We start from the raw sequence: 16,716 nt of genomic DNA on the forward strand, positions 1-16,716 counted from the left end.
CTTTAACGAGTGTGTATCTTTGCAAAGAATTAGTAATTAAACAGATAACTATAATTTTTACACTATAGCAAAACTTATACAATGAATACCAATGTAATACAGATACACAAAAACGAATGTATACATTGCCAGGTAGAATCTTCTCTGTCTTTCCGCCCCCTTGTGGAGTATTTAAAAGGCAGGTTGAAAACAGAAAAATCAGTAAAATCTGAATTTTACAGGTTTTTACTTCAAAAAATTGAAAAAGACGATGTGCTGCTTGGCAACATCAGTGCCGAAGAATTATCTAAATATAAAGATACCTTAGAATTAATTTTTACCATTCTAACACCTTTAATGGATAACGAAGATGATTTGTTTTGGGCTTTAAGTACCCCGATTCCTGATCAGATTTTCTTTAGCACCAATGCATTCTATAAATTTTTTAAGGATCACGATCCTAAAAATAAGGTAACAAAAGATAACGAGCCGATTGAGAAAAAACAGCTTAAATTTATCTATAACGTTATTTTGGGCCGGTTTTATAATTTTACCCCGGTACTGAAAAACGAGATTATTTATGCCCATATCAATCCGGAAACAAAGCTTACACAATACTACAATATCCAAACGGATACCAAGTTTGTGGATATTTTGCATAAAGGTGATTTACCTGAGCTTAATTTCGAAGAACTCGGCAGGCATTTTCAGGGCGAAACCGAACTCGAATATTTGGTAGAACATCTGCCATTAAGTAATTTTCATTTTGAAGGTTTTAGCATCATCTCCATAACAGATGTTACGCTGCAACATGCCATTGATGGAATCCGTGATGCCCTGGTTGATCACAATTACCAAACCGATGCTTACAAACACGTTATACATGCTTTAAAAACATTAAGCGGTAATGGTAAGTTAGAATTTGGCTTAATGCCATTTTTAACAGTGAATAACAAACTGGTTTTTGATAACCAGGAGTTTTCGCAGAGCATGTTGATCAATTCGGCAAAATCTTCCAATCTCGAAGAAGAGGTATTTTATTCGCTGGTAGAAAAATATAAAGAGAACCCGAGGGCAATTTTTGTAAGTGCCATTAACGACGATCAGATTAGCAAAGACCCATTTTTGAGGGTTTTAAAAGCTGCCGGGGTTTGTTCTTATTCTGTATTGCCGATTTATTACAACAACCAGTTGGCTGGTGTTTTAGAGGTATATTCAGACGAAGAAGTTTTGGTTGATGATAAATTGCTGTCGAGGTTACGTCCTGCAATGCCATTAATCGGTCAGCTTTTCCAATACAGTATTGAAGAATTTGATGCCAAAATGGATGAGGTTTTGATGGATAAATTTACTGCCTTGCAACCTTCAGTTCAATGGAAGTTTAATGAGGCGGTATGGCATTTCCTTCAGAATAAGGGAAACCAGAAAATAAAGGAAATTGAAACAATTACCTTTAAACACATGTATCCGCTATTTGGTGCCATTGATATCCGTAACTCTACTGTTGAGCGGAACAAGGCCTTAAAAGACGATATGGAGGTGCAGTTAAACAGTTTGATTGATACTTTAAAAGCCATCCGCAAACATGTTTCGTTGGAACTTACCGATAAGTTATTGTTCAACTGTAAAGACTGGATTAAACGCATCGGCGATTTTGCTTCTTCAAACGAGGAAAATAAACTGAATGAATTTTTAGAAATGGAAGTTTATCCGTTTTTATCGATCATTAAAGGTAATTATCCGGCAACAGCCGAATTTGTAGAACGTTATTTCGAAGTAATTGTGCCCGAAACAGGAGCTGCTTTTGCAAACCGTCGTCAGCTGGAAGTTTCCATGCAGCTGATCAATACCGAAGTAAGCCGTTATCTCGAAAAATCGCAGTCCAATTTACAGGCTTCATACCCTTGTTATTTTGCTAAATTCAGAACCGATGGTGTAGAGTATGATATTTACATCGGTCAGGAAATTGCGCCTGATAAACCTTTTGATCTGTTATACCTGAAAAATATCCGTTTGTGGCAGTTAACTTCTATGGTTGATATTGCACGGTTATCAAAAGGACTGATCAGCGAGATGCCACGTGCATTAGAAACTACACAGTTGATTTTCATCCATTCTAATGCGATTGATATCAGCTTTAGGAATGACGAACGCCGTTTCGATGTGGAAGGTGCTTATAACATCCGTTACGAAGTAGTGAAAAAACGTATCGATAAAGTATTGATTAAAGGTACAACCGAACGTTTAACACAGCCCCATAAAATTGCGATGGTTTATTTCAATCCTGAAGAAGCCAAAGAGTATATGGAGTATATCAAATACATGCAGGTTCAGGGTTATTTAAACGACGATCTAGAGCAATTGGAACTGGATGAATTACAGGGCGTTTCTGGCTTGAAAGCGTTAAGGGTTGGCGTAAAATACTTAGATAATAAGACAAGCACCAAACCTGACGCCGCAAAAAAGCTTAAACCTAAAGAGTTGAAGTCTATCGAAAAAGAAATCGCTAAAGTGTTGCAGCGGTAATAATTCACAAGATCCGTGATTATAAGCGGAGCACCTCCTTTGCCGTCATTTCGAGCGGAGTGCAATGAAGTCGAGAAATCTGTGTAGATAGATCTCTCTATTTCGCTGCGCTTCAACCGAGATGACGGCTTTTTTGTTATTTGTCAATCCTGAGCGTAGTCGAAGGATCTCCGCTCCGCGATGCTCCGGTCGAGATGACGGAATTTCATTGAGGAGTAAACAAAATGGATTTACATTCCATAATCCATCTCACATTTTCCATAAAAAGAACCTAAATACCCTCACTATATTTCTTTTTGCCAAGTTTTAAATTAATTTTACAATAGAATTCCTTATCAATCATCCTTATTTTTAATAAAATTGGCAGAATACTCTGATATAGCCTCATTTGAGAACTTGTTTAAGAAACATTACAAGTTTTTAGTGTTGGTGGCCTATCAGATCGTTAAAGATGAGGCAGCTGCCGAAGATATTGTTCAGGATTTTTTTATCAGTTTCTGGAACAGGCGAAACGATATCCAGATCGAAACCTCATTTCAATCGTACGCTACCCGCGCTGTTAAAAATCTTTCACTAAGTTTTCTTAAAAAAATGCCCGATGCGGTAGAACTAACTGAGCAAACTCCGTTGGCCGTTCAAACCGATTATTTGGAAGAAGAGGAAGCTTTATTATTAAAAGAAACTGCTGATGAAAAGGTATTGGGCCTGGTTAATCTTTTGCCCGATGAGCGCAAAAAAGTATTTCTGCAATATGTGGTGGATGGTTTGAGTTATGCCGCCATTGCAGAAGCCAATAACATATCCGTTAATACCGTTAAAACCCAAATGAAAAGGGCTTATGCTTTCTTAAAAGCTAAAGCTGCCGAAGATCCCCTTTCGGTAATTTTCATTGCCATTTTGCTGGGTAAAGGAAAATTCTAATCAAAATATAAAATTTATTTTATTGATAATCAGTTTGTTGAAAATTATTTAATAATTTTTTAATACTGCTGTCACCCTAAATTAACACAAGTTGTACTATATATTAATCTATCTAAGAAAATGAACGCAGCAGAAAACCACTGGATTAAAGTGATCCAACAGTTAAACAATAACGAATTGCCCGATCAGCAATCGCTTGAACAACTGAGTGATGAAGAAAAAGAACTGATTGAAGCTCTACAGGCAGATCAGCTGATTGCAGGTGCAAACCGTTTGCTTACTCAGTTAAATACAGATACGGCATGGAATAAAATGCAGACCAATTTAAAAGTGAAAAAGGTAAAACTGTTTCCAAATTTATTAAGATATGCTGCGGCGATTTTATTACCGATATTGATTTTGGCTGGCGGGGTTTTCTATTACATCAAGAATAGCGAACCGGTGGCACTCGATTTAGCAAAGCTGGAACCAACTGATCATAACAGGGCTACCTTGGTTTTATCTGATGGCCGCTCGGTTGAACTTTCGGAGGCTGGTCAGAAATTAGCGGAGGTTGCCGGAACGAGTATAACCAATAAAGGCAAAACATTATTGAGTTACAAACAGAATGGAGCCGCCGGGGGGGCACAGGTTTATAACAAACTGATTATCCCACGGGGCGCAGAATATAAACTGGCATTAGCCGATGGAACGATGATAACGATTAATTCGGCTTCGGTACTCCGTTTCCCGGTAAATATTAATGCGGCAAACTTACGTGAGGTATATTTAGAAAAAGGAGAGGCTTATTTTCAGGTGGCCAAAAATCCCGATAAACCTTTTATTGTGCATGCCAGTGATATGGATGTAAAAGTGCTGGGAACAACCTTCAACGTAAATACTTACACCCAAAGCACACGTACCACTTTGGTTGAGGGCAAGGTTGAAGCTAAATCGGCCAATCAAAGTACCGTTTTAGCACCTAAGCAACAGGCTACATTTAACACACAAACTAATGCCTTAACCAAAACAGATGTTGATGTGCTACCATACATAGCCTGGGCAAATGGAAAAATTGTGTTCGAAGAGGCTACACTTGATGAGGTAATGGAGCAATTAAGCCTGTGGTACGATTACGATGTGGTATTCCAGTCCGATAAAATTAAAAAGGTTCATTTTTCAGGAGAAATTGAAAGATACAGTGATATAAAAGTAATACTAAACATTATCGAACAAACAGGTGGTGTGAAGTTCAGCATTAAAAACAGGAGGATATATGTAGATCAGCGTTAAACACGACATCTAACCAACCAAAATCAAAAAAAATCAACCAACTATTTCAAAACTAAATGAAAAAATATTTACAAGATTATTTTTCGCCTCAACTGTGCTTTTTAACCAGGGTTTTAAGTATAAGCATTTGTGCGATGATAATTTTCAGTTCATCCCTGTGGGCACAAACCCAAACCAATATCAGCATCAGCGTTAAAAATGTAAAACTGTCTGATGCTGTTAAACAGGTAAGCAGACAGGCAAAAATGCAGTTCTTTTACAATGCCGATCAATTGGATAAAAACCCAAGGGTAACGGTATCATTAAAAAATAAAAGTTTAAGCGTAATATTAAATGCCCTTTTAAACGGAACAGATATCACTTTTGTAATCGATAAAGATGTAGTAATCCTGAAAACCAAAGCGGTTTCATCATCAGGTGGGCCGTCACTTTCGCAGAAAAAGATCAGGCTTACCGGTAAAATTACCGACGATAAAAACAATGCCATTCCTGGAGCTTCCATTCAGGAGATAGGCCAACAGAATGCGACTTCAACTGATGGAAATGGAAATTACGTACTTCTGGTTAACGATAATAGTTCTATCAGGTATCAATATATAGGATATAAACCAATCATTAAAGCGGTAAATACTACTAATGATGTTTTGGTTTTTAATATCCAGCTGGAGGAATCCACTCAAGGGCTTGATGATGTAGTGGTTACTGGATACCAGAATATCGCCAAAAGAGATTTTGTAGGCTCTATTTCTTCTGTAAAAATGGAAGACATTAAAGTTGCCGGAACCAATCAGATCGATAAATTACTGCAGGGGCAGTTGCCGGGCGTTGCAGTTACCAATACTTCTGGTTTGGTAGGTTCGAAACCAAGGGTAAGGGTTCGGGGTACGTCGACATTATTGGGCAGCCAGGAGCCGGTTTGGGTAGTAGATGGTATTATTCAGGAAGATCCGGTCCCGTTTGATTATCAACAGCTTAACTCTTTAACTCCGGGTACTTCTGATGACGCCATTAAAAATTTGGTAGGAAGTACTGTGGCTTTTTTAAATGTTGATGACATTCAGGATATTACTGTGCTTAAAGATGCTGCATCTACTGCGATTTATGGTGTAAAAGCAGCTAATGGTGTAATTGTAATCACAACCAAAAAAGGTAAAGTTGGGAAAACGGCTGTAAACTATACCACAAACTTTACTACTTCAGCCAGGCCAAATTATGGTCAGTTTAATTTAATGAACTCAAAAGAACGGATTGATGTTTCTAGAGAGATTTATGCAAAGGGTTTACAGTTTGAGGTAACTCCAGACCCCGTTTCGTACGAAGGTTTATCTGCCGATTTATTTGATAAAAAGATTACCCAGGAGCAGTTTGTGGCAGGCGTAAATAAACTTGAAACCAATAATACAGATTGGTTCGATCTGTTATTTCAGGCACCAATTAGCCAAACACACAGCTTAAGCCTGTCGGGCGGATCAGATAAAACTACCTATTATAGCTCAATAGGTGTTTTAAATGATAGGGGAAATACAAAAGGTAACGAACAAACACGGTATACAGCTTCGATTAACATCAATAGCACACTTACCAATAATCTTAAAGTGGGTTTTAAATTAAACGGAGCAAAAAGTACCACTGATGGATTTTATGGGGTAGATCCGTTTAACTATGCATATAATACGAGTAGAACAATTCCTGCTTATGGAAACGATGGTCTGCCATATTTTTACACCAGTCCGAATACTGGTGCAGGCGCTTTTAAATACAATGTGTTAAATGAACTGGCAGAAAGCGGTAATACCAATAAGCTTACCACCATCAATGCATCTGCTAATATTGAATATAAATTTTTAAAGCTATTTACCTTTCAGTCATTATTGGGCTATGGTTACAACCAAGCCAATGGTGCTACGTATGCAACCGAGCGTACAAACGCAATTACACAGCTACGTGGGTACGAATATGGAACAGCAGTTCCTAATTCGATTGATTATCAGGCATCGCGACTGCCAGTTGGTGGAGTTTATAATTCCTTTTCGGTTAACAACCAAACCACTACTTTTAGAAACACCCTCGCATTTAATAAAAGTTTAAGGGGAAATAAAGATGGTTTGAACATCATGGTTGGGCAGGAAATCAGGAGTTCGAAATATGATGGTTTAAAGCAGTTAAATTATGGTTACATGCCCGATAGGGGGCAGTCTTTTGCGCAGCTGCCACCAACTGTTGTCAATACCGGCGTTACTTTTGTAAATGGCTTATTGCAAAATACCATTCCAACCATTACCGATAGAATTTCTAATTATGTTTCTTATTTTGGTACAGCAACCTATAATTTTAACCAAAAATATGTTGTAAATGCCAATATCCGTACTGATGCATCAAACCGTTTCGGACAGTATGCCAACCACAGGTTTTTGCCTGTTTGGTCTGTTGGTGGTAAATGGAACATTGCTGAAGAAAGTTTTCTGGATAATGTACATTGGTTAAATCAACTTTCTGCCCGAGTTAGTTTTGGTTTTCAGGGTAATGTTGCAGAAAATTTTAGTCCTGATATCATTGCACAGATTCCAACTGGTGCAGCCTCAGTAAACCCAATTTCCGGCGATCCGGTATTATTGATAAAAAGTTTGGCCTACAAGGATCTTCGCTGGGAAAGAAACAGAACTTTAAACCTTGGTTTAGACTTTGCTTTCTTCAAAAACCGGATTTCAGGTAGTGTAGAGTATTTCAAAAAAGCAGGTTTCGACGTAATTGTTCAAAAAACGATCCCTTTAGAGTATGGCCTGTTAACCATGCCGGTTAATGGGGGAGATATTACCAATAGAGGTTTTGAATTTACCATAAATGTATTCCCTGTAAAAACGAAAAATTTTGACTGGAGCCTTAATTTTAATACGGCGAAAGTAATTAACAATGTCCAGGAATCAGGAGCAATATCATTAACCAACTGGCAAGCTGCGGTATCGGGCGGATTATATAAAAAAGGGGCTCCGGCAACCGCAATCTGGTCGTTTGATTTCTCTGGTTTAGATCCTCAAACTGGTAGACCAATGTTTAATGGCTTAAATGTAGCCACAAATCCGGAAGCAGCTACCGATGTAACCAAAGCTTTGGTTTATTCAGGACAGATAGATCCAAAGTTTACCGGAGGTTTGGGTAACAATTTCCGTTATAAATCATTTACTTTAAATACATTTCTTTACATCAGTACCGGTAACGTTAAAAGGTTAGCACCGCTTTATACTTCTGTGCGTGCCACTACCTCTGCTCCATATCCATTTCAAAACTTATCAGCAGAGTTAAATAACCGCTGGCGTAACCCTGGTGATGAGGCTTTCACCGTAATCCCGTCATTACCAACCGCTAATTCTACTGCCCTGAACCAAATTCCGGTCCCGGGCTCTACAGGAACATTTTCTCCATATCAGTTGTACGATTATTCAAGTACCAGAATTGTTGATGCAAGTTTTGTACGCCTCAGAAATTTAGCTTTCGGTTATATCGTTCCATCCGATAAAATTAAAAAGACCGGTTTAAAATCGTGTCAGATTCAGGCCTCAGTAACCAATCTGTTTTACATTGCCGATAAAAGGCTTAACGGTCAGGATCCTGAAGTAAACGGAAACAGTTTACCTATTCCGCGTACTTATTCTTTATCACTAAACATTGGTATATAACAAGCAGATTATGAAAAGATATTTAAAATACATTGCCCTTATTTGCTTATCAATAAGCGCATTATCCTGCAAGAAAGGTTTTTTGGAAGAAAGTAGCCAGGACCTTGTCAGGCCAACAACAACTGCAGCTTTAAACCAGATAATGACCGGAGAGGCCTATCCCTTAAATTCGGTAATAACTGAGTTTACAGATCTGCTTACAGATGATATTCAGTCGGAGTATAATGCCAATGCCACCGTTGTTTCTGCTTTGAATAAATATGCACCTGCATTTACCTGGCAAAAAAACATGATCGACAGGTTGCTCGAAAATTCGGCAAACAGTTCAAATATCTGGTTTAATTACTATGCGCGCATTAAAGGCTGCAATGTAGTACTTGATTACGTTGATGAGGTTACAGGCACAGAAACGGAGAAACAAAATCTTAGGGGGCAGGCGCTTGCATTACGTTCTTTTTATTACCTCATGCTGGTAAATTATTTTGGAAAGCCTTATTATGGTACAAATGTTAATCCAGAAACAGATTTAGGCGTTCCATTGATTTTAACTGCTGCTGTTACCGATACTCCTGTTGGAAGATCGACCGTTAAGGAGGTTTATGCACAAATTGAAAAAGATTTATTAGAGGCGATTCCGCTTCTGGATGCTGCAGGTTCAGGAAATCACATTTATAAATTTAATGGAATATCGGCGAGATTCCTCTTATCGCGTGTTTACCTCTACATGGGCAACTGGGATGCAAGCATTCGTTATGCCGATGCTACACTGCAAAAGAAATCTTCATTAAAGCAAATGAATGAGATTACCGCGGCAACTTTTGGTATTTCGTCGGCGGTTTCCTCTCCCGAAGTGATCTGGGGTTATGGTTTTAATGCTGAACTTTCCAATATGCCATTCGGTGGCGGACAGTCTGTAGCTAAAGCAGCATATTTTATCTCTGATGATTTGGGCAACACTTATGCCAGTAGCGATTTAAGATTAAAATATAGCTTTACCAGCATCGGTTATATCACTACAACGCTTAATACTTATAAAGGCAGATCAGCTAAATATGTGGCAGGAAACACCAATGGAAAAGCATTTAGAACAGCAGAAGTTTATTTAAACCGTGCCGAAGCTTACATTCAAAAAGCAATAGCCGGAGATGGATCAGCAGTAAGCAAAGCCCTGGCTGATATTAATTTATTGCGGTTAAACAGGATTACAACAGCAGCTTATACACCTCTTACCATAAGCGACCCGCAGGAGCTTTATACTTTTTATAAAGCCGAGCGAAGAAGAGAATTGTGTTTAGAAGATAGCCGATGGTTCGATTTACGACGTTGGGGGATGCCTGAGTTAAAGCATACCATTCAGCTCAGTGCAGGTACACCGCAAGTAGAAACGTTACAGCACAATGATAGCCGTTATACTTTAGCCATTCCGACTGAAGCGCTCAGCAGAAATGCCAATCTGATTCAAAATCCTTAATCTTAAATCCAAAAACATGAAAAATTTAAGCCATATCATTTTCTTGTTTATCATTTCCATCTTTGTTTTGGGATGTAAAAAAGAAGCTGCACTAGAGCCATCAAACATCGAAGTTCAATATAAACTGCCGCAGGGAAACCATGATTATGATCCTACTCTAGTTGATTTAAACAATAAATACGGAACATTTTTCCTTTATAAATTTAGTGCAATAGATTTTGGTGCCACACCAGTGTACAGCAGCTCTAATTTTGGTAGCAACTATGCTGTAGATATTGCAGATGAAGCTTATGTGGGCAAGGTGTTAAGCTTTATACAAAGGAACTGGTTAAATTATTATTCTGATGCTTTTTTGAAAGCTAATTTGCCATTTAAAGTTTTACTCGGACAAAATTTAAGGAGCAAAATAAGCCCGACAACAACTTATACGGTCTTATCGAGCTATAACCAGATCACTTTAAATAATTTCTCTGCATCGTTTGATAGCATGACAGATGCCCAGAAAAAAACCTATGTAAATAACCTGCATGTAGAGTTTTTTAACTTTATAAACAGCCGCGGAAAACTCGATATTCCGTCAGATTTTTTAACGGTAACCAATTACACTCAAACTGGCGTTACAGCAACCAATTTTTACACTTACGGCTATGTTTCTTATGTTGTTTCTTTACAGGATAACCGTCCGACAAGAGATTTTCTGTCTTACATCGCTTTAATTACTTCAAAAACTAAAGCAGAACTTGATGCAAGCATTTTAAAAGCATCAAACGATACGGCCGGATTAGTAAAAAAGAAATATGATATCATCATCAACTATTATAAAACCAAATACAATATCGATTTGCAGGCCATTGGCAATGCAGGCGTAATTTAATGGCTATGAAAAGGAAATTATTGAGTTTACTTTTATTATTTCTCTCGGTTTCTGCATTTTCTGCTACCATAAGCGGAAGCAGGATTGGTGCAAATGAAAAATCTTCAGGTTTTTTTGTCGAGGCTTTTTCTACCAAAGGCAGGGTGCTCTATAAAACAGTAAAGTTTGATGAAAAGGGAAAATTTACTTTAGATTTTCCTACCAGCGAAGCTTTGATATATTGGATAGATAACTTTCCGGTTTATGTGCTGCCCAATCAAAACCTCGACATTATTTTGCCCGAACGTAAAACCGGCGCATTTTTAATCGGCGGACCGGCAGACCAAAAAGCTACCTCGCCTGCAATGCTGGTAGAAAGCAATATGAAAATGAACGGGAAATCAGAAATTGATAATTTGCTGATTAACGAAATTCATGTAGCCTGGGCTGATTTAACTAAAGAAAAAAAAGAGACTTTATCCATCAAAGATATTGATCAGCAATATGAAAATGAAGTAAAACTGATCAACAAATCTAAAGAGCCAGGTTTGGTTTCAACAGCAAATTTCTACAACGATATGCGTTATATGGAATTGAAACTGCAATATTTACGTAGTCATCCGTCCATTAAAGTTGATAAAAATTACTTTAATATTCTCGATAAAATCTCGCTCAATAATCCGGCAGTAAATTCATTAAAAGCCATCGGACTGAGGTCGCTGGTTACCAACTATTATACTTTTTCAAAAGTTAGCCAGGGTGCAGATATTAAAGAAGATGATCTGGCTGATAACGGATCCGTTGGAAAAATGGAGCTTTTAATTAAAAAGGTAAATAATGAAAGGCTGATTAATGAACAATTGAGTCAGATTATCATCTACCACCTTTCGATTAATGGTTGGGATACTGATCTGGATAAAATAATGCTTGCCGCCACGGAAAAAACCACCGACCCTGCGGTAAAGCAAAACCTGAATGATTTACGCGAAAAATACAGTAAAGTATCTAAAAATGCCCTGGCGCCCGATTTTTCAATGCCAGATGCAAGTGGTAAAATGGTAAGTCTGAACGATTTTAAAGGAAAAATTGTAGCCATAGATGTGTGGGCAACCTGGTGCATTCCTTGTATGCATTCGCTACCGTATTTTTTGAAACTTCGCGATAAATACAAAGATAATCCAAATGTTGCTTTCGTTTCCATTTCTACGGATAATGCAAAATCAAAAGATAAATGGCTTAATTTCCTTAAATCAAAAAACATGAATGGTATAGATCTTCATGCGGGTGATGAAAAGTCTTCATCTTTCGAAAAAGCATATAACATAACAGGCATCCCGAGGTATATTTTAATTGATCAGCAAGGGAAAATCATCGAAGATCATGCGCCACAGGCCTCAGAACCAGGTTTTGAAAAATTAATCGAAACCGCCTTAAAATCTAAATAAGCTCCGGATTTAACACGAACTAAAATCATCATAAAATGAAGAAATTACTAGGCCTTTTTGGGGTCTTTATGCTACCGCTTTGCCTTAATGCCCAGCAAAATAGAGGTTTAACGGATGCTAAAAAGAAGGATTTATTTACGCATCACCCACAAAACTGGCACATGCTTTCGTTTGAAAAAGATAGTGTTTATGGGATCGGGGCAAATAAAGCTTACACAGAAATTTTAAAAGGCAAAACAGGCAAAAAAGTGATTGTTGCTGTAATTGATGCAGGTGTAGATATCGATCATGAGGATTTAAAATCAATCATTTGGACCAATAAAAAGGAAATACCGGGTAACGGAATAGATGATGACCATAATGGTTATATAGACGATATACACGGCTGGAATTTTTTGGGCAGCGCCGATGGTAAAACCAATATTGAGTTTTCCACCAGCGAAGATGACCGCGAATATGTGCGGTTAAGTAAACTTTACGAGCATACCGATACCGCAACACTAAAGGCAGCCGATAAAAAATACTTTAACCTGGTAAAACGGAAATCGGCATTAGCACAATCACAACGTTCATTAGCTGGTGTACAAAATTTAGCGGTCAAAATTGATTCTATTGACCGGTATTTTAAAAAAACATTTCCAAACAAAGTGGTTACCATTCAAACTTTATACGATACCAAACCAGAGTTTGAAAAAGATAAAGAACTGATTTTAATGTTTGAATTGTTAAAAATGCGTGCGCAGGCCAGTAAATACAGTGCGGATCTTCCGGTGAATGTACTATATAAAATAGCTCCATTTATGGTAAACAGTGCAGAGGCTAATCTCCAGTCTCAATTTGTTTCTTCATCTAAAGATGGCAGGGCTGTGGTAATGGCAGGATTAAAACCAGCACAAAACTGGGGCAATAACCAGTTAAGCTTTAAAAATTCCGATCACGGCACGCATGTGGCAGGGGCCATTGCTGCAGTTAGGGGCAATGGCATCGGTATGGATGGCATTGCCGACAATGTAGAGATTATGCCCATCCGTGTGGTGGTGCCACAGGGCGACGAATATGATGAGGATGTAGCAAAAGCAATCCGTTATGCTGTAGATAATGGCGCCACCGTAATTAACATGAGTTTTGGTAAACGAATTTCTCCAAAAAAGCAGCTGGTAGATGATGCCATTAAATATGCCGAAAAGAAAGATGTACTTATCGTTCGCGGAGCTGGTAATTTTACCGAAGATACCGATCAATACGTTTTTTATCCCTCGCAATTTTATGCAAACGGCAAAAAAGCAAGCAATGTAATAACCGTTGGCGCAATAAGTCCTTTCGGCGAAATTATGGGTTTTTCCAACTACGGAAAAAAATCGGTTGATTTATTTGCCCCCGGTTTTGATGTGTACTCAACAGGCATTGGCAATACCTACTCTGGTATGCATGGTACAAGCATGGCTTCGCCGGTAGTTTGTGGTGTAGCCACCTTGCTTCGCTCATATTACCCCCAATTATCTGCAGCTGAAGTAAAAAATATTTTAATGCAAACGGTAACCATAGTGCCTGAAGAATGGCAGGGCAAGCAAAAATTACAGAACATATCCGTTTCCGGTGGAATCGTAAATGCCTATCAGGCATTAAAATTAGCAGCTCAACAATCACAATCAAGCAAATAACATGAAAAAGATATTATTTATAGGTTTATTCCTGTTCGCTAAAGCTGTTTTTGCCCAGCAGGAACCCACCGATGTTCAGATAAAATATGCATTGCAGCTGTTCGGACAAAACCTGAAAAAACACAATGTAAAAGATATCACTTCGGTATTGGATGAAACCTTTCATATTGCCGAATATCGCGACCGTGATTTAACCAATGTATTGCCGCAGTTAATCAATCCGGTAGTACTGGATACAATTTATTACGAAAATATCATTAAAAGGAACAACAGGATTTATGCCAGGCAGGTTGCGGTTCCACGTCAGGGCCCGAAAATGATTTCGTGGCTAAGGATGAACAATTACTTAATGTTCGATCGCATTGGGCATTTTGAACAGCTGATGGGGTTGGCCGATCCGGTTGGGCAAGAGCTGCAGCCAGCTAAATTGCTTTCTAAAACAGCCATTAAACGATCCTCATCCTTAATGTTTATAGAAGTACAGATTAAAGGCAGCAACGAAGTTTATAGCTTTATGTTCGATAGCGGGGCAGGGGCAACTTCTTTAAGCGAAGATGTAGCAGCGAAATTAGGGTTAAAAGTAAATCAAAAGGCAATTGATATTAAAACAGCAGGAAACGGAGGCCAGTTTAAAACCATTGATACGTTAAATTTAAGTATCGGCGGATTAAATGTGAGAGGTAAACAGGTGGTGGTAGCCGATTTAAAAGGCCTGCAAAAAGTAATCGGCAAACCGATGGATGGCATTATCGGATTTGATTTACTGAAAGATTACCAAGTAGCCATCAATTTAGATGATAGCGAGATGAGTATTTATAATTTTGGCTATTTCGAAACTGATGATAAAAACAAGCTAACCATCAGATTAACCAATAATATTCCAAAAATCGAAGCCACTTTAAAGGTAGATGGACTTGATTATAAAACCCGTATGCTGTTTGATACAGGCGCAGGAGGGGCTATTTCGGGCAATTACTTTTTAAACGCTTACACCAGTGGGTTAACCGATAAAATGAAAAATAAAATGTCATCGGCCGCTATGGATTTAAGCGGAAATGTTAGCCAATCGGAAATGGGCACTATTGATGCGATTACCCTAGCAGGCGCTACCCTGAACAATCCCGTTATTTCTTTAGATCTTCCAAAAGAACAGCCGTCCTTTGGTTTCGACAGGCATGGTTTAATCGGTATGTCGCTTTTGGGCAGGTTTAATTTTAGGTTTAACTATAACATGGGTTATATTGCCATTTCGCCAAATAAAACTTTTGCTGCACCAATGGTGCCGTTATATGCTTTAGGATTAGGTTTTGTGCAGGATGGATCAAAATTTATGGTTACACATGTAGATGAAAAAGGTTTAGCCTTTAAAGCAGGGTTAAGAACCGGCGACGAACTAATTAGTATTAACCAGGTTAATCCGGGCTCAGTTGATCAGATTACGCAACAATTACGAAATCTGGCTAAAAATAAAATCGAATTAGAAGTAACCCGGAACCAGCAAAAGAAAAAGATAGAACTGAAAAAGTTTGAAATCTAAACCATTTTTTTTAAAAAACAAAGGCTTTCTGATATAACCAGAAAGCCTTTTATGTTTTATTTGTGTGTTTAATTTATTATTTAATTGCTGCAATCTCTTTTTCTATTGCAATGGTTTCTACTGAGCTGATATTGGTTTTCAAAGCGGCAAACCTGTCAATCGTTAATTTTTGCGAGTTCCCCATTACCAGAGTGTGGTTATCGGTAGAACCACTTAATTTTAAATCGGCATTATCTGCAATTACGGTATATAAACCTTCAGTACTGGTATTAATTTCTGCATGCGCATTCCCTTTTAAAAAGATCTGTAAATATTTTGTCCTTAATTTTCCTTCGGTTTTAACCACGGCGTTTTCTAATGCTTCAATTCTGTATAAGTCGTTAACATAAACAACCAGTTTGGTTTTTTCGGTACTGGTAGAAGTAATTTTAAGGTTGTCGCCATCCTGTATAATTTTGGCAGTTCCATTGTTGTCGTCAGTGTAGGCAACACTTGGGTTATTGTTTTGGATGATGGTAAGTTCTACATTTCCATTAACCGAAATTCTTTTAAAGGCTTTAATTTTTGCAATGGTTACAGGTTCTTTTTCTGAAGCAGAAACACTTGTAGTGAATACAGCAGATGATAAAACGATTGCTGTTAATGATGTTGCGATTAGGGATTTGATTGAGGTTTTCATAATATTTTTATTTAAAAATTAAATGTTAATTAATTGTTATTTAAATGTTTACGTGTTTTTGTTAATGTTTTGTAGATAAGACGCCATCAATCGAAAAACGTTGCAGCACATTTTACGTTTTTATACAATCGATAAGTAATACTCGACGAACAGGCTTTAATTCAAGACGAAAACCTGCAACATTTACTTTCCAATTGTAAAATATTTTAAGAAGCAGTATTGGATTGTACTTTTTATTTATCTTTAAAAAGATTTTAGTCTGTTTATTTATGAAGAAAAAGGTTGTACTTGTTCAGGATAATAAAGATATCTTAGATATTATGGACCAGGTATTGGAAGAGGAAGGTTTTGAAGTTACCGCTTCGCTAACCACCGAACCTATAGAAAAGATAGATGAAATTGAACCGGATGTGGTAATTGTAGACGACCATATCAAAGGCAAAAAGAAAGGATCGCAGGTAATTAAAGAACTTAAATCTGATCCTGAAACGGAAGATGTATCGGCCGTTTTAACCTCTACATCCAATAATTTACCCCAACAGGCAGAAGACTGTAAAGCCGACGATTATATCGAAAAACCTTTCGATCTTGATCACATGGTTGATGTGGTAAAGAAAAATGTTTAATTAAGTCCTAAAATGGGCATCAAACGTCCAAAGTCCGATTCAGCACATTAAGTCCATGTCGTCACCCTGAAT

11 protein-coding genes are annotated in these 16,716 nt (G+C 37.8%); 10 read left to right on the top strand and 1 reads right to left on the bottom strand.

All coding sequences use genetic code 11. The features are described 5' to 3' along the window. Positions 1–81: 81 nt before the first annotated feature. From DRW42_RS07670 to DRW42_RS07710, 9 genes are all read left to right on the top strand, one after another. A complete protein-coding gene (locus tag DRW42_RS07670) occupies positions 82–2,505 on the top strand; it encodes a GAF domain-containing protein (RefSeq protein WP_113948241.1) in 2,424 nt (807 codons plus the stop codon). Between the two features lie 360 nt (positions 2,506–2,865). Next, the gene (locus DRW42_RS07675) at positions 2,866–3,426 is read left to right on the top strand and encodes an RNA polymerase sigma-70 factor (protein WP_158544297.1); all 561 of its coding nucleotides are present in this window, start codon (positions 2,866–2,868) and stop codon (positions 3,424–3,426) included. A gap of 120 nt (positions 3,427–3,546) precedes the next feature. After that, the gene (locus DRW42_RS07680; RefSeq protein ID WP_113948243.1) at positions 3,547–4,698 is read left to right on the top strand and encodes a FecR family protein; all 1,152 of its coding nucleotides are present in this window, start codon (positions 3,547–3,549) and stop codon (positions 4,696–4,698) included. Positions 4,699–4,754: 56 nt separating this feature from the next. Beyond that, the gene (locus tag DRW42_RS07685; RefSeq protein ID WP_113948244.1) at positions 4,755–8,372 is read left to right on the top strand and encodes a SusC/RagA family TonB-linked outer membrane protein; all 3,618 of its coding nucleotides are present in this window, start codon (positions 4,755–4,757) and stop codon (positions 8,370–8,372) included. 10 nt (positions 8,373–8,382) lie between these two features. Continuing rightward, on the top strand, positions 8,383–9,843 hold the full coding sequence (locus tag DRW42_RS07690) for a RagB/SusD family nutrient uptake outer membrane protein (RefSeq protein WP_147243694.1): 1,461 nt from the start codon (positions 8,383–8,385) through the stop codon (positions 9,841–9,843). 16 nt (positions 9,844–9,859) lie between these two features. After that, a complete protein-coding gene (locus DRW42_RS07695) occupies positions 9,860–10,717 on the top strand; it encodes a putative zinc-binding metallopeptidase (protein WP_113948246.1) in 858 nt (285 codons plus the stop codon). 5 nt (positions 10,718–10,722) lie between these two features. Next, positions 10,723–12,141, top strand: coding sequence for a TlpA family protein disulfide reductase (locus DRW42_RS07700; protein WP_158544298.1), 1,419 nt, complete (start codon positions 10,723–10,725; stop codon positions 12,139–12,141). Positions 12,142–12,176: 35 nt separating this feature from the next. Continuing rightward, positions 12,177–13,802 (top strand): S8 family serine peptidase, encoded by a 1,626-nt coding sequence (locus DRW42_RS07705; RefSeq protein ID WP_113948248.1) that lies wholly within the window; start codon positions 12,177–12,179, stop codon positions 13,800–13,802. 1 nt (position 13,803) lies between these two features. Continuing rightward, positions 13,804–15,339, top strand: a complete 1,536-nt coding sequence (locus DRW42_RS07710; RefSeq protein ID WP_113948249.1) for an aspartyl protease family protein — start codon at positions 13,804–13,806, stop codon at positions 15,337–15,339. 76 nt (positions 15,340–15,415) lie between these two features. On the opposite strand, the gene DRW42_RS07715 is transcribed toward DRW42_RS07710, so the two are convergent. Continuing rightward, positions 15,416–16,018: a GIN domain-containing protein gene (locus DRW42_RS07715; RefSeq protein ID WP_113948250.1), complete on the bottom strand. Its 603-nt coding sequence runs from the start codon at positions 16,016–16,018 to the stop codon at positions 15,416–15,418. A gap of 269 nt (positions 16,019–16,287) precedes the next feature. Between DRW42_RS07715 and DRW42_RS07720 the strand changes: the two genes are divergently transcribed. Next, positions 16,288–16,644 carry a response regulator gene (locus DRW42_RS07720; RefSeq protein ID WP_113948251.1) on the top strand — a complete coding sequence of 119 codons (357 nt, stop codon included), beginning with the start codon at positions 16,288–16,290 and terminating at the stop codon, positions 16,642–16,644. Positions 16,645–16,716 lie beyond the last annotated feature (72 nt).

It is taken from the genome of Pedobacter miscanthi, assembly GCF_003315595.1.
Lineage (GTDB): Bacteria > Bacteroidota > Bacteroidia > Sphingobacteriales > Sphingobacteriaceae > Pedobacter > Pedobacter miscanthi.

What these genes read in the sequence shown, in the direction of transcription:
- DRW42_RS07685 (WP_113948244.1), top strand. Translation starts at nt 4,755, where the DNA reads ATGAAAAAATATTTACAAGATTATTTTTCGCCTCAACTGTGCTTTTTA.
- DRW42_RS07695 (WP_113948246.1), top strand. Translation starts at nt 9,860, where the DNA reads ATGAAAAATTTAAGCCATATCATTTTCTTGTTTATCATTTCCATCTTT.
- DRW42_RS07670 (WP_113948241.1), top strand. Translation starts at nt 82, where the DNA reads ATGAATACCAATGTAATACAGATACACAAAAACGAATGTATACATTGC.
- DRW42_RS07720 (WP_113948251.1), top strand. Translation starts at nt 16,288, where the DNA reads ATGAAGAAAAAGGTTGTACTTGTTCAGGATAATAAAGATATCTTAGAT.
- DRW42_RS07700 (WP_158544298.1), top strand. Translation starts at nt 10,723, where the DNA reads ATGAAAAGGAAATTATTGAGTTTACTTTTATTATTTCTCTCGGTTTCT.
- DRW42_RS07710 (WP_113948249.1), top strand. Translation starts at nt 13,804, where the DNA reads ATGAAAAAGATATTATTTATAGGTTTATTCCTGTTCGCTAAAGCTGTT.
- DRW42_RS07680 (WP_113948243.1), top strand. Translation starts at nt 3,547, where the DNA reads ATGAACGCAGCAGAAAACCACTGGATTAAAGTGATCCAACAGTTAAAC.
- DRW42_RS07715 (WP_113948250.1), bottom strand. Translation starts at nt 16,018, where the DNA reads ATGAAAACCTCAATCAAATCCCTAATCGCAACATCATTAACAGCAATC.
- DRW42_RS07690 (WP_147243694.1), top strand. Translation starts at nt 8,383, where the DNA reads ATGAAAAGATATTTAAAATACATTGCCCTTATTTGCTTATCAATAAGC.
- DRW42_RS07705 (WP_113948248.1), top strand. Translation starts at nt 12,177, where the DNA reads ATGAAGAAATTACTAGGCCTTTTTGGGGTCTTTATGCTACCGCTTTGC.